Consider the following 15,140-nt stretch of genomic DNA (forward strand, 5'->3'; position numbering starts at 1 on the left):
CATGCATTTCCTGGTGAGAAAACAGACAGGTCGGGGCAGTGCGGAAGCGCTGGAGACGGAGTATGAAGGCAATCGCCTCACTTTGGGGGGGGCTGAAGGAGCGATGGTACAGCTGCCGGGCCTGCCCGGTGTTGTTGAAATAACCCCCAAAGGCGCAGACGGCGCCAGCCTGCGCGCCCGCGGCTTTCGTTTTGAACTGGATGGCCGGGAGGTATCAAAAGCCGACCTGCAGCAGGGGGTTGCGCTGGAGCTACCCGGGCATCGTCTGGAACTGATTGCACCGCCGGCGGGCTTTGACCTGGCCCTGCGCCTGGAAGCCACCGCCACTGCCGCGGTAAATTACGGCGGCGCGCTGGAACTGGAGCAGGTGATATGGAGCCGCCGCCGTAGTAGCTGGTTGCTGGCCCTGCTGGTTTTGGTGCTGTGCCTGGTGGTGCCCGCCGTGGTGCTGTTCGAGCCTGAGCTGGGGGCCCGGCTGCGCTCGCTGCCCCTGCCCGATGACGGCATGTGGTCCAGTGGACCATTGGTGGCGGCGCACCGCACCACCGGCATTGGCGATGACTGCCAGGCCTGCCACACCGAACCTTTCAAAATGGTGCAGGACGAGGCTTGCCTGGTCTGCCACCGCGAGGTCAATGAACACGTGGACGTGACCGTGCATCCGGCGCAACACTTCAGCGGTGAACGCTGTGCCAGCTGTCATCGGGAGCACAACGAGCCCCAGGCCCTGGTGCGCAGGGACCGGGGACTGTGCGTGGACTGCCACGCGCAGCCCGCGGACTGGCCGGATGCGGAGGGCATGGAAGCGGTCAGCGGTTTCACCGAGGCGGCCCACCCTGAGTTCCGTCTCGCCCTGCTCACGCCCAGGGGTCCCGGGGGTGTACACGGCTGGCAGGTAGATCGCGTGCGCGCGCTGCCCGAGACACAGCGGGAACGCTCCAACCTGAAATTCACCCATGCTGTACACATGGATGTGGACAAGGTGCAGGACAAGCTCAGCAGCGAAGGACTGGAATGCGCCAGCTGCCACACCCTCAAAGACGACGGCGAGCACTTCGAACCGGTGACCATGGACGCCCACTGCCGCAGCTGTCACGGTCTCAATTTCGATAGCTTCGAACCAGAGCTGGAGCTGCCCCACGGAGATCTGCGCGCGGCCACGGTGGCCATGGAGGCGCACTTCATCCGCGAGTTTACCGATCCGGTGTTGCGGCAGGAGCGGGCGGCGAAGAAACCGCGGCGGGTGCCCGGGAAGCGGGATGCCGCAGGCAGCTGCGAGGGCAGCGGCCTGGAGTGCGGGCGCCGTGAGGCGATGTCAGAGGCCGGCTTCCAGTTTGCGGAAACCGGCTGCGTAACCTGTCACGAGGTCACCGAGACCGGTATGCAGAGTATTCACGACCGCTGGTACGTGGAACCCATCAAGGTCACCGGGGACTGGTACCCGCATTCGAGTTTCGATCACAGTAGTCACCTCAGCCTGGCCCGGGAGCAGGGCCGCAATGTGTGTGAAACGTGTCACGATGCGAGCGCGTCCGACCAGGCCGCGGATATTCTTATTCCCGGGCGGGAGAACTGCCTGGGTTGTCATGCGGATAACGAGCGGGTCTCTGCGGTGGACTGCGTTAGCTGTCACGTTTACCACGAGGCCGGAGCTACACCGGCGTTGCAGGCCCGTGGTCACGATACCGCATACGAACCTGCGGGTTCAGGGGGGGAGTAGATGATGAAACGGATGGCAATGGTTGTAATTCTGTCGAGCATGCTCCCGGCCTGTGGCGGGGGTGGTGGCGGTGGCAGTAGCGCGGGTACTTCCCCGGATCAGGATGACCAGAATGTACCCTGCATTGGCCAGTGCGCCGGTGCCGGGTCCGCTCTCACGGTGGCAGACATCAAGCAGGTGCTGGCCCAGGGTATTGCCCAGGCAGACGCGCTGGGCGCCGAGGCCACCATTGCGGTGGTGGACCGGGTGGGCAATGTACTGGCGGTGCATCGCATGGCACCGACATCCCGGGAGGTGGTGATCAGTACCTCCTTTCCCACCTCGGTAAGTACCGGACTGGAAGGCGTGGTCCTCCCCGCCGGTAGCGATGGCGATGCGCTGGCCGCGATCGCCAAGGCGGTCACCGGGGCCTACCTGTCCAGCGAGGGCAATGCCTTTACCACCCGTACCGCCAACCAGATCGTGCAGGAGCATTTCAATCCCGGTGAGGACAATCAGCCAGCGGGTCCCCTGTTCGGGGTGCAGTTCAGCCAGCTGGCCTGTTCCGACTTCACCCAGGCCGGCCCGGTGGTGGAGACCGGTGTGGGCCCGCAGCGCTCTCCCCTGGGGCTGTCAGCTGATCCCGGAGGGCTACCCCTGTACAAAGATGGCACGGTGGTCGGTGGCGTGGGGGTCATGGCGGACGGGCGGTACTCCATCGACAAAAATATTCTCGACACCGATCGTGACCTGGACGAGCAGATCGCCCTGGCGGCAACCTGGGATTTCGCCGCGCCACTGGACCGGCGCGCGGACCGCATCACCGTAGAGGGTAAGACGCTGCGCTTCGCCGATGTCGGCTTTGGCGACCTGCGCGAGGCGCCGGAGCAGGCGCCCGCCTACGACAGCCTGGTGGGTCGCGGGCAGTCCATTGCGGTCATCGGTTATACCAGCGGTGGTATACGCGCGGGCGAGGCTTTCGGCCAACCCGGCTCGGGCATACGTCCGGCTACCGGCTTTGCCGGCCTGGACGCCTTCGTTTTTGTTGATGAAAGCAATGCCAACCGTTTTCCCCCTAGCGATGGCACCGATGGAGGTTCGCTCTCCGTGGCGCCCCTGAGTGCCGGGGAAGTGGAGGCCTTGATCAGCTCGGCCCTGGCCGTGGCCAACCGGGCACGGGCGCAGATCCGCCGACCACTTGGTAGTGCGGCCCGGGTGACAGTTTCGGTGGTGGACAGCCAGGGCTCCATCCTGGGCATGGCACGTACCCGGGATGCCCCGGTGTTCGGCGCGGATGTGTCTTTGCAGAAGGCGCGCACAGCGGCCCTGTTCTCCTCCGCAGATGCCGCCGCGTTCCTGCGCGGCATCACCGATCCCGCGGTGTACGTTAATCCGGACCTGTCCCCCAAGGCGGAGGTGTTCATTGCCGATTATGTGGACGCGGTCCAGGCCTTTGTGGGGCCCACCGCACTGACCGACGGCACCGCGTTCTCCGACCGCTCCGGGGGAAACCTCTCCAGGCCCTTTTACCCGGACGGCATCCTCGGCAATCCCCATGGCCCGTTCAGCAAGTCCTTTTCCGCGGATGAGTGGAGCGTGTTCTCCACCGGGCTGCAGCTGGACCTGAGTTTCAACAACGTACTCGGGCACGTGGCTTTTGCCCTGGGGTTGGCGGGCGACGATGTGCCGTCCAACTGCGCCCAGTCCAGTGCGCCGCGTGTGGCCAACGGCATCCAGATCTTTCCCGGCAGCGTGCCCATCTACCGCGGCGATGTGCTGGTGGGGGGCATCGGCGTGTCCGGGGACGGTATCGACCAGGATGACATGATTGCATTTCTCGGCGTGCACGAGGCGGGCGCCGGGGTCAACAACGCACCACCGGAGATACGCGCCGACCGGTTGAAACCCATGGGCGAGCGCCTGCGCTATGTGCAGTGCCCGCAATCACCCTATTTTGGAAGCGACGAACAACAGGTCTGCGCGGGGAAGTAGTGTCATGGACATAGAACTACTGAAAAATCGAGTATTCACGCCGCTGCTGCTGGCAGCTGGACTCACCCTGCTGGCCGCTGTGCCGGGGGCACAGGCCGAGCAGAACGAGCCGGGCCTGGAGTGCGATGACAACGACACCCGGGACCGCAGTAGCAGTGGCCGGCGGCGCACGGGAGGGTCCAATCGCGACTGTACCTACCGTGAAGTCGTGGTGGATGAAACCACCGGTGAGGTAACCCGCGAGGCGCCGCAGAGCGAAACGCGTACCGTGTTACCACGGCGCTATTCATCCATTCCCCGGCCTACCGCGGAGCAATACGTGGAGGCTGTGCCCATTCCCGATCGCTGGCGCATTGTCGACAGCCTCGGTTACGAGGACAACTGGTGGGACCCCTACAACCAGAACACTATCAAGGGCGACAAGCCCATCCACGGTGACTGGTTCTTCAATGTCACCGCCATTTCCGACTCTGTGCTGGAGTGGCGCGACGTACCCACTCCGGTGGGGGGACAGACCACAAGGAATCCCGGGTCACTTGATGTGTTCGGGGATACTGAGCAGTTCCTGTTCAACCAGAATGTTGCCGTGGAACTGGTCTACTACCAGGGCGACACCGTGTTCCGACCACCGGACTGGGAGTTCAGGTTCACGCCGGTGTTCAATTACAACTATACGGAACTCGACGAGGTACTGGGACTCAACGCGGACCCCGGTGAAGACGACTACACGCGCAGCGATGGCCACGCGGGCATACAGGCGGCGTTCGTCGACAAACACCTGCGCAATGTCTCCGACCGCTACGACTTTGACAGCCTGCGCGTGGGCATCCAGCCATTCTCCAGTGACTTCCGCGGCTTCCTTTTCCAGGACTCGCCGTTCGGTGTGCGCCTGTTCGGCACCCGCAGCAACAACCGCTTCCAGTACAACCTGGCGTGGTTCCGGCGCATGGAAAAAGACACCAACTCAGGTCTTAACGATGTTGGCGAGGACCTGCGTGACGACGACGTGTTCGTCGCCAACCTCTATTGGCAGGACCAGCCCAGCCTGGGCTTCTTCTCCCAGTTCACCGCCATTTATAACCGCAACCGGGAAGACGAGATTTTCTACGACGATAACGACTTTATCGCCCGCCCGGCCTCCGTGGGCCAGGAGCGCCTGCGCGACTATGACGTTTACTACCTGGGCTACAATGGCGATGGTCATATCGGTCGGGTGAATCTCACCACCTCTTTCTACGTCGCCCTGGGCGAGGAGGAAGGCGCGGTATTCAACGGCGAGGACTCGGACATCGAGGCATACTTCTTTGCCGCCGAACCGTCCATGGACTTCGACTGGATACGTGCCCGCCTGTCCTTCCTCTATGGCTCGGGTGACGATGACCCGTTTGACGACAAGAGCCAGGGCTTCGACGCGATCTTCGAGAATCCGCAGTTCGCCGGCGCGGATACCAGCTACTGGATACGCCAGGGTGTGCCGCTGATCGGCGGCGGCCGGGTGGCCCTGTCGCAGCGCAACGGTGTGCTCAATTCCATGCGCTCATCCAAGGAGCACGGCCAGTCCAACTTTACCAATCCCGGCGTAGTGCTGGTGGGTGGCGGCGTCGACATGGATATCCTCCCGGAGCTGCGCCTCTCTCTCAATGCCAACTACCTGGCCTTTGCCGAGACGGAGGTGCTGGAGGTGGCGCGCAACCAGGGAAGTGTGGACAGCGAGATCGGCATGGACCTGTCCGCAGCGCTGATCTGGCGGCCTTTCATGAGCCAGAATGTGGTGGCTCGCCTGTCCTACGCCCAGTTACTGTCGGGCGATGGGTTCCAGGATCTTTACGGGGATGATGATCCCTATTCCGTGCTGTTGAACGTGATACTGACTTTCTAGGGGATTGAGATGATAAAGGAAGTACAGGAAAAGCGAATGGGGGTCCTGTCCAGAACCTGGGCCGTACTCGGTGCCGTGGCGCTACTGGCCGTACCCGCCAGTGACAGCCTGGCCGCGTCAGGCGCAAAGGCGGTGGAGCGTAATTACGTGACTGCACCGAACGCCCCGGTCAGCCAGACCCAGGAGCAGATGGATGCAAAGTCCTCGGGTTGCCAGAGTTGCCATACACAGACCGACCAGAAAACCATGCATGCCAACCCGGCGGTCAAACTGGGCTGCACTGATTGTCACGGTGGTGATGCCGCAGTGAACGTGACGCCGGGGCTGGACCGTTCGGCAACGGCCTATGTGGCAGCGATGGAGCAGGCCCACGTACTGCCCCGTTACCCGGACGCCTGGCACTATCCCTCCAGCGCAAACCCGGAGCAGACGTACACCCTGCTCAACAAAGAGAGCCCGGAGTTCGTGCGCTTTATCAACCCCTCGGATTACCGGATCGCGCGGGAGGCCTGCGGTGCCTGCCACCTGCCCATCATCGAGGCCGCGGAGCGCAGCCTGATGTCCACTTCCGCCATGCTCTGGGGCGGAGCGGCATACAACAACGGCATCCTGCCTTTCAAACGCTATATTCTTGGAGAAGCCTACACCCGCGAGGGTGAGCCCGCTTCCATAATCGCCCCTCTCAAGCCCACACCGGAAATGACCGAGCAGGCCAGTATCCTGCCCCAGTTGTTCCCCCTGCCGGCCTGGGAGACCATCAAGCCCGGGGATATTTTCCGCGTGTTTGAGCGCGGCGGCAGGAATATATCCAACCTGTTCCCGGAGACCGGTGTCCCCAACGCCCTGGGCCAATTGCAGCGCCTGGAGGAACCCGGGCGGCCCGACTTCCGCCAGTCCAACCGTGGCCCTGGCACCGGTGGTCGCATATCCGTGCCCGTGATCAATATCACCAAGACGCGCCTGAACGACCCCCACACCTGGTTCCTGGGTACCAACGACCAGCCGGGTGACTACCGCAGCTCGGGGTGCGCCTCCTGTCACGTGGTGTACGCCAACGATCGCGACCCGGCCCATTCCGGCCAGTACGCCGAGTTCGGCCACACCGGGGAAACCCAGACTGCAGATCCAACCATCAAGAAAGGACGCTCCGGCCACCCGCTGCAGCACGCCTTCACCCGGGCGATTCCCACCAGCCAGTGCATGGTCTGCCACATGCACCAGCCGAATATGTTCGTCAACAGCTACCTCGGCTACACCATGTGGGATTACGAGTCTGATGCGCCCGCCATGTGGCCGGAGAAACAGGTCTATCCCACCGAGGAGGAGCGGCGTAAGGTGCTGGACCGCAACCCGGAGGGCGCTGCCCCTCGTGGCAAGTGGGCGGATATGGAATTCCTCAAGGCCGTTTCCGAGCTGAATCCCGGGCTCAATGACACCCAGTTCGCCGACTATCACGGCCACGGCTGGAACTTCCGCGCGATTTTCAAGCGCGACCGTGACGGCACCCTGCTCGACGCTGAGGGCAATACGGTCAGCGACGACGACCCGGAGAAATTCCAGAAGGCGGTACATATGTCCTCTATCCACATGGATGTGGGCATGCACTGTGTGGATTGCCACTACGCCCAGGATAATCACGGCAACGGGCACATCTACGGTGAAGTGGCCGCTGCGGTGGAGATCGACTGCAAGGACTGCCACGGCTCTGCCCAGGCCTACCCCAACTTGTTTACTTCCGGGCCGGCGGCCCTGGAGGGGGGCACCGACCTGGGGGCCATCCGCAATCCGGACGGGCGCAAACGCTTTGAGTGGATCGACAATAAGTTGATCCAGCGCTCGGTGCTGGACCCGGAGCTGGAGTGGGAGATGAGTCTGGTCAAGGATACCGTCAGCCCGGCGCACCCCGAGTACAACGAGAAGGCGGCGCGGGCCAAGCTGATGAGCAAGGACACCAGCAAGCAGAACTGGGGTTCCGAAGTGGCGACCACCGAGCTGGCGCACTCCGACGACGAGATGGAGTGCTATACCTGTCATACCTCCTGGACCACCAGCTGTGCCGGCTGCCACCTCCCGATCGAAGCCAACAACAAGACTGACCGGCACCACTACGAAGGCGGTGAGTCGCGCAATTACGCGACCTATAATCCCCAGGTCGCCCGCGACCAGATGTTCTTCCTCGGGCGCAGGGAGACCGCCAAGGGCGGCAAGATCGCGCCGGTGCGCTCCACCTCTGCCCTGGTGTTGTCCTCCACCAATGCCAATCGCGAGAAAATCTACGTACAGCAGCCGCCCATCGCGTCCAGCGGCTACAGCTCACAGGCGATGAACCCCCACTTCCCGCACACGGTGCGCAAAACCGAGACCAAGCAGTGCGAGGACTGCCACCTGTCACGGGAAAATGACAACAACGCGATCATGGCCCAGTTGCTGATGTTCGGTACTGATTTCGCCGACTTCCTTGGCTACCATGCCTATGTTGGTGGCGAAGATCACATCACCGGCGTGCAGGTGACCGAGTGGCAGGAACCCCAGGCGGTGATCGGCTCCTACCTGCAGCGCTACGCCTACCCGGACTTCTTCCAGGCCCACCAGGAGCAGGGCAAAATGCTGCAACACGGCTATCCGCACGGCTCTGGCCCTGCGGCCTGCCTGCAGCTGCGCGGCGAATACCTGTTCGTGGCGGAGGGGGAGAAAGGTATGCAGGTGTATGACGCTGCCAGTATCGGTAACAAAGGTGTGGCCCAGCGCCTCATTACTGCGCCCTTCAGTCCCCTGGGTCATGACACCCGGGTGGAAAGCAGTAATGCCACCTGCGTGGTGCTGCCCACCACCCAGCCGATCCAGCCCTCGCGCAACCAGGGAGACCTGATGCGCAAGACCAACCTGGAGCAGCCTTTCCATCCCACCTACGACTACGCCTATATCACCGACAGCGAAGAGGGCTTGATCCTTACCGACATCGATACCCTGATGGACGGGGAACCGCGCAATAACTTCCTTGAGCGTGCACTGACCTGGAACGAGAACGGGGTGCTGGACGGCGCGCGCCATATGACCATAGGGGGTCGTTACGTCTACATTATCGCTGATGCAGGCCTGGTGGTGCTGAACCTGGACAAACCCCTGACGCCGGTGCTGGAGGCGGTGGTGCCGCTGAATCGCGGCCACTCGGTGGCCCAGCAGTTCCGCTATCTCTTCGTCACTGACGCGGACGGACTCAAGTTGGTGGACATTACCAACCCCGCCTCGCCGCAGCTGGTGGAAGGTGCCACGGTACCCCTGGCCGATGCCCGGCGCCTGCACCTGGCGCGCACTTACGCCTACGTGGCCGCCGGCGCCGATGGGCTGGCCATCATCGACATCAAGCGCGCGGAGCAACCGCGTTTGCTGCAGCTGTTCAAAGACGGTCTGGTGGATGCCAGCGATGTCACCGTGGCTGCGACCAACGCCTCTATATTCGCTTACGTGGCCGATGGCAGCGCCGGGCTCAAGGTACTGCAGCTGACCTCGCCGGACAGTCAGCCCAAATTCTATGGCTTCAGCCCCGAGCCGAAGCCTGAATTGATCGCCAGCTATACTACTCCGTCCCCGGCGCGTTCCCTGAGTCGGCCCCTGGAGCGCGATCGTGGGGTGGACGAGACCGGCGGTCAGGTGGCGGTATTCGGGCGCGTTGGATCGCGACCCCTCAACGAAGCTGAAATGCGCAGACTCTATGTGGATAAAGACGGTAAGCCATGGTACGTGGAAAACTAGCACTGTCCCTGTTGTTTCTCTCCCTGGGCCTCAAGGCCCAGCAGTTGCCCCTGCCCGAAGCGGGGGCCGATGTGCACGAGGGTGTGGCCAGTTGCAGCACCAGCGTGTGCCACGGCAAGAGCAGCCCCGAGCCCGGTAGCACTGTGTGGCTGAACGAGTACCGGATCTGGCTGCGCCAGGATTACCACTCCCGCGCCTATCGCACCCTGCAGACAGACCAGTCCAGGGCTATCGCCCGCAAGCTCGGGCTGCCGTCAGCGGCGGGAGCGAAAATCTGCCTCGACTGCCATGCGGACAATGTCGCCAGCGAGGCCCGCGGCAGGCGCTTCCAGATTTCCGACGGTGTGGGCTGCGAGGCCTGCCACGGTGGCGCCGGACGCTGGCTGGAATCGCATGCGGAGCAGGGAACGAACCATGCGGATAACCTGGCCAAGGGGATGTACCCCACCGAGGAACCGCTGGCGCGGGCACGCCTTTGCCTGTCCTGCCATCTGGGTACCCGGGACAAGTTTGCCACCCACCGGATCATGGGTGCCGGTCATCCACGGTTGAGTTTCGAACTGGAGACATTCACCGTCAACCAGCCCGCACACTACGAGGTCGACAGCGACTACCGGGAGCGTAAACCGGCGATTGCCTCGGTCAATATGTGGCTGGCGGGACTGTCAGTTACCGCCATGGCGCAGCTGGAGTTGCTGCAGGAGTCCTGGTTTACTGATCCTGGCCTCATCCCCGAATTGTCTTTTTACCAGTGTCATGCCTGCCACCACCCTATGGACGACCTGCGCTGGCAGCGGGAGGGGGCTGATCAGGCCCTGCCCCCAGGGGCTGTGCGCCTCAATGATGGCAGCCTGGTCGTGCTTATCGCGGTGATAAAGACGGGCAAGCTGGGCGAGGCCGGCGCGCTGGACAATGCGTTGCGGTCCTTGCATACAGCATCCCTGGAAAGCCGTGAGGCAGTGGTCGCAAAGGCCCGCAGCTTACACGACTTGCTCGCCCCGATGGCTGAAAAACTGAGTGGCAGTAACTACGACAGCACCACCATGGAACGGCTGCGCGGCGGCCTGTTGCAGCGCGCGGCCGCTGGGCAGTTCCGTCACTTTACCGCCGCTGAACAGGTGTTCCTCGGGGTGGAAACCCTGGGTCTGGCACTGGGCGATGCCGGGACTTACGAGAAGGCCATGGATGCCTGGTTCGAATCCGTGCGTGATGAGAACCGCTTTGTGCCCAAGCAGTTTGCGGTGCTCGCCGGGCAGGTGGAGAAGGCCCTGTGAATGAGGCGGTTGTACTCAATGCCGAGGCGGCGACCGACGTCGGGCAGCGAGACCACAACGAGGACAACTGGCTGGTGGACCGTGAGCTGGGTCTGGCCCTGGTTGCCGACGGGGTGGGTGGCCACAATGCCGGGGAGGTGGCGAGTGCCCTGACCTGCAGCACGATTTCAGCAGGGGTCGCCGAGGGGCTGACCCTGCGCGAGGCGGTGGAGGAGGCCAATCGTTCGGTACGCGAGGCGATAGAACAGGGCAAGGGGCGCCAGGGTATGGCGTCTACCGTGGTCGGCCTGCAATGCGACGAGTCCGGCTACCGGATCGCCTGGGTGGGTGACAGCAGGGCCTACCTGTGGGACGGCATGCTGCACCTGCTTACCCAGGATCACTCTTTCGTACAGACCCTGGTGGATCAGGGCCAGATTACTCCCGAGCAGGCCAGGGTGCATCCGCGTAAAAACATCATCGTACAGGCCATTGGCCTGCAGCAAGAGGGTGACCTCGCGGTGGGAGAGAACCAGGGACAGTTGCCGCAAGGAGCGGAGTTGTTGCTGTGTAGCGACGGTCTCTCCGATGTGCTGGATAGCGGCGAGCTGGCTGCGATTCTTGGCCGGGACGAAGACCCGGCCAGCCGCTGCAAGGCAATGGTCCAGCTGGCGGTGGACAAGGGCGGTCAGGACAATATCACTGCGCTGCTGGTGGACTGCGCGGGCGCGGCCGCGAGCGAGGGTGAGGGCGCTCCCAGGACATACTGGCACTTCGATCCGCAAAGTGGGGAATACCATGGAATGGCCACCGCGGCGGTGGAGTACAGCGGGGATACGGGACAGACGGTGGTGCGGCGTATTGCTCCTCGCGGCGCGGAAGACACCGTACAGAATTTCACGCCAGGCTCGGAGCCGGGAGTGAGCGGGGATGAACGTAAGGATGATACCGGCGCGCAAAGGTCCAGGCGGTTGAGGATCTTTTTGGGGGCAGCGCTAATCGTTGCAGTAATCCTTGGCCTGATCAGCCAGGGCGTAGTGTAAAGAGGAACGAAAATGAGTGAATTTACGGCGAAACTTGTCGCCAGTGACGGCGCAAGCATCGAGTTGTCGGGAGAGCAGACGGTGGGCCGGTCCCCCGACTGCGACATGGTCATAGATGATGGCCGGGTATCACGCGAACACGCACGGCTGCGCGTACAGAGCAGCCGGCTAACGGTAGAGGATCTGGGGTCCGCCAACGGCACCCGGGTCAATGAAACGCCGGCGGTGGGTGAGGTGGAGCTTGCCGATGGCGATATCCTCTGTTTCGAAAAGCACTGCTACGTGGTGGCGATAAGTGGCGGCGCAGCGGCAATGGATGCCACCGTGGTGGATATGGGCGCGACCGTGGTCGATGCCGGTGCCACTGTGGTCAGTGCGGCGCCGCCGGCAGACGAGGCGGTGAACAAGGAGCCCCCTGCCGCGGCCGTGAAAGCAGACCCGCCACCTGCGCCGCAGCCCTCGCCGTCGGCGGATGCGCCGGTGCCCGGCAGCTGGGTGGATGGGCCCGAAGAGGGCCACACCCGGGTGTTGGGGCTGGATGAACTGCAGCGGGAGAGCCCCGCCGGGCAGGCCATGGGCAGGGCCTCGGAGCTGGCTCACCTGCTGTTGCTGTCTGCCACCGGCGGTGAACCTGAATTACTGGAACTTGAACTCAGCGGCGGCGACAGTCCCGACGTGTGGGAGATCGGTCGTGAGGAGCGCTGTCAGATTTTGCTCGATGATAGCAGCGTATCCAAGCGACACGCCCAGCTGAGCCACAGCGGTGGGCGCTGGCAGCTGGTCAACCTGGTGTCTGCCAATGGCATCTATGTAAATGGCGAAAAACGCCTCTCTGCCTACCTGGGTGACGGGGATGAAATCAGCCTGGGAAATACCCGTCTGGTGTTTCATGGCAAGGCAGGTGGCAGCCCGGCGGCGAGCAAGAAACCGGCCGCTCCTGCGGCGGCCAGTGCAGGCAAAGCGACAAGTACGAAATCAGGGAGTGCTGCCTTGAAATGGACGGCCGGGGCGGTGCTGCTCGTCGCCGCCCTGTTGGTCCTGTGGCAGCTTCTTTAGCTCCGCCAGGGCAGGCCAGGCCTGTAGCCAGCAGCAGCTGTGATCAAAGCCACTGACGGTGTGTGATGTTACCGGCAGGCCGGTTGCCTGTAGCCTGCGGATAAAGCCACTTGCGAGTGCGGCGGGGACGTTCTTGTCGTGCTCCCCGAAGTAATGCGACTGTCGCAGGCCAGGCCGCCAATGATGCTGGTCTGCGGGATTGAGAGAACCGGTCAGGGGGCTATAGCCGTGCAGTTCTGTCCATCGCTGGGTATCCAGTGGTGCGGCCAGGGTCACCACTTCGACCACTGCGGGGCTGACTGCGGCCACCAGCATGGCCAGGGTGCCGCCGCCGCTGAAGCCGATCAGCCGGATGGCGGCCTCCGGGTGCTGCCCGGCAAGGTCGGCCACTACCGCTGCAATACTGTCGCGCACTTCCCGGGAGTAGCGGGATGTGGTCCACAGAGAGGGCTCACAGGGTGTGCTGCCGGCAGCACTGTAGTAACAGGGGCGGCCGATATAGGCCGCCGGGCCAGGGTCTGCCAGCATCAGGTTCAGGCCCAGATGATGCCTGGGCGTCGGGTCCAGGGACACCTGCCCAGGACGGATGAAGGCGCGGCCATCGCCGCCGAGGTAGACACTGAGTTGCTCGACATCCCCGTCGGGGATGCGCGTGACCAGCAGGTGGGAGAACGTGGTGCCGGTAATATAGCCGGTATGGGCGTCGGCCCCGGCAGCCAGCGCCATTGCCTCATGAGTAGGGTTTTGGCCGCAGGCGGCACTGAGCAGAGTCAGCAGCAGGGCCAGCGCCCTGCCGCCAAGCTGCTCAAGCGGGGCCGGTTTCGCCTGCCGGGCTGGAGGGGCGGGAATTGACAAGACTTAACTTCGCCTAAAATTTTGGTCTATGATAATAACCTGTCCGCAACTACTCTGATAATCTGCGTTTAGCGGTTGCAGCGGTTAAAATAAAAATAGGAGTTCATCGTGAATAAGAAGCAAATAGCAATAGCGGTCTTTGGGGTGACGATTGCTGCGCACTCACAGGCGCAGACACAGACACAGGATACGACGCTGGGCTCCGTGGTAGCAGGAGCGGACAACAGCACAGACCTGCAGGTGGGTACCGGTAATGTGGTGCAGCTGACCTGTGGCCAGATGTTGGATAAGTACCGTCCGGTGGCTGGCGATATACGCCCGGCGGAAACCGCAGAAGAGGATCTTTTTTTCCGCTGTAACGAAATGGTCACCACCGCTAATGCCCTGGCGAATAATGATGGCCCCACCGGTAATAACCTGGGCTGGAGCAGTGGGCAGCTCGCCGAGGCGATGCAGCAACTCACCGGTGAGGAGCAGGTGTCCAAGGGCAGCCTGGCCTCGGAGACCTCAAACGGGCAGTTTGCCAATATCGGTATGCGTCTGGACGCTATACGTGCCGGGGCGCGCTCTACAGCCGGTGGCGTCAACCTCGCCATGAACGGCACGCCGGTGGTCGGCGGCAATGCCGGTGAGGAAGGTGACGGCCTGGGTTGGGGGTGGTTTCTCAACGGCGCCTACGGTTTTGGTGAGCGCGACGGCACTCAGGTTGAGGACGAATACGATTACGACTCCTATGGTGCCACTCTGGGCTTTGACTATATGTTCGATTCTGGCCTGGTAGCCGGCGTTGCCGCGGGCTATGCCGACTATGAGGTGGACTTTGACAACAGCAGGTCATCGCTGGCGGGTAACTCGCTTACCTCCACTGTGTCGGGCGGTGGCTTTGAGCTGGATGGTTACAGTCTCAGTGCTTACCTGATCGGCAACCTCGGGCGTTTCTACGTGGACGGGCTGGTGAGTTACGGCAGTAACGATTATGAGACAGAGCGGGTGGTGCGCTACCAGGGCGCTGCCGACGGTTCTGGCCGCGGTCAAAATCTGGATATCGATCGCACGATGAGCGGCAAAACCGACAGTGACACCCTGGGCCTCGGTTTGTCTACCGGAACCACTTTTGAACTCGGTGGCTTTGACCTCGGTGTCGACCTGGGGCTGAGCTACCTGGACATTACCGTGGACGGCTATACGGAGAAGGATTCCGCTGTCAACGGCGGGCTTAACCTGGCTTACGGGGATCAGGATATCGAGTCCCTGGTTTCCACCCTGGGGGCGCAGTTGACTCGCAGCTTCAGTACGTCCTCCGGCGTTCTCGTGCCCTACGCACGCGCGGACTGGCACCATGAGTTCAAGAACGATGCGAGAATGGTAGACGCGCGCTACGCCTCACAAGAGGTGGGCCAGTCTTTCAATCTTAACGTGGGCTCTGATGATCCTGACACGGACTACTTCTCCGTCGGTCTGGGTGTGGCAGCGGTGTTCGCCAATAATATTCAGGCGTTCGTCGACTACCGCACGACCCTGGGCCTTGAAGATGTATCCGCCAACCTCTTTACCATTGGTGTGCGTGGGAGTTTCTAGCGCTGGAGACAGACACTGCGGCCGCCAGGATG

General features: G+C 62.8%; 9 protein-coding genes. 8 read left to right on the forward strand and 1 reads right to left on the reverse strand.

Annotation, left to right across the window (positions count from 1 at the left end):
- Nucleotides 1-13: 13 nt before the first annotated feature.
- Genes C0039_RS11490 through C0039_RS11520 form a run of 7 tightly spaced genes read left to right on the forward strand, consistent with a single transcriptional unit; the run spans nt 14 to nt 12,675 of the window.
- Complete coding sequence (locus tag C0039_RS11490) at nt 14-1,720, forward strand: cytochrome c3 family protein (protein WP_165787108.1); 1,707 nt, start codon at nt 14-16, stop codon at nt 1,718-1,720.
- On the forward strand, nt 1,721-3,691 hold the full coding sequence (locus C0039_RS11495; protein ID WP_075999144.1) for a heme-binding protein: 1,971 nt from the start codon (nt 1,721-1,723) through the stop codon (nt 3,689-3,691).
- Between the two features lie 4 nt (nt 3,692-3,695).
- Nucleotides 3,696-5,570, forward strand: a complete 1,875-nt coding sequence (locus C0039_RS11500; RefSeq protein WP_075999143.1) for a hypothetical protein — start codon at nt 3,696-3,698, stop codon at nt 5,568-5,570.
- Nucleotides 5,571-5,579: 9 nt separating this feature from the next.
- Nucleotides 5,580-9,323 carry an LVIVD repeat-containing protein gene (locus C0039_RS11505; protein ID WP_198171784.1) on the forward strand — a complete coding sequence of 1,248 codons (3,744 nt, stop codon included), beginning with the start codon at nt 5,580-5,582 and terminating at the stop codon, nt 9,321-9,323.
- Nucleotides 9,305-10,597, forward strand: a complete 1,293-nt coding sequence (locus C0039_RS11510) for a multiheme c-type cytochrome (RefSeq protein WP_101518124.1) — start codon at nt 9,305-9,307, stop codon at nt 10,595-10,597. The genes C0039_RS11505 and C0039_RS11510 overlap by 19 nt, the downstream gene beginning before the upstream one ends.
- Nucleotides 10,594-11,619 carry a PP2C family protein-serine/threonine phosphatase gene (locus tag C0039_RS11515; protein WP_101518125.1) on the forward strand — a complete coding sequence of 342 codons (1,026 nt, stop codon included), beginning with the start codon at nt 10,594-10,596 and terminating at the stop codon, nt 11,617-11,619. The genes C0039_RS11510 and C0039_RS11515 overlap by 4 nt, the downstream gene beginning before the upstream one ends.
- A 12-nt stretch (nt 11,620-11,631) precedes the next feature.
- Nucleotides 11,632-12,675: an FHA domain-containing protein gene (locus C0039_RS11520; protein ID WP_101518126.1), complete on the forward strand. Its 1,044-nt coding sequence runs from the start codon at nt 11,632-11,634 to the stop codon at nt 12,673-12,675.
- On the opposite strand, the gene C0039_RS11525 is transcribed toward C0039_RS11520, so the two are convergent.
- On the reverse strand, nt 12,595-13,530 hold the full coding sequence (locus C0039_RS11525; protein ID WP_101518127.1) for an alpha/beta hydrolase family protein: 936 nt from the start codon (nt 13,528-13,530) through the stop codon (nt 12,595-12,597). The two genes, C0039_RS11520 and C0039_RS11525, sit on opposite strands and share 81 nt — an antisense overlap.
- Nucleotides 13,531-13,638: 108 nt before the next feature.
- On the opposite strand from C0039_RS11525, the gene C0039_RS11530 reads away from it, so the two are divergent.
- Nucleotides 13,639-15,108: an autotransporter outer membrane beta-barrel domain-containing protein gene (locus tag C0039_RS11530; RefSeq protein ID WP_101518128.1), complete on the forward strand. Its 1,470-nt coding sequence runs from the start codon at nt 13,639-13,641 to the stop codon at nt 15,106-15,108.
- Nucleotides 15,109-15,140: the final 32 nt, after the last annotated feature.

The organism is Pseudohalioglobus lutimaris (genome assembly GCF_002866825.1).
GTDB classification, from domain to species: Bacteria; Pseudomonadota; Gammaproteobacteria; order Pseudomonadales; family Halieaceae; genus Halioglobus; species Halioglobus lutimaris.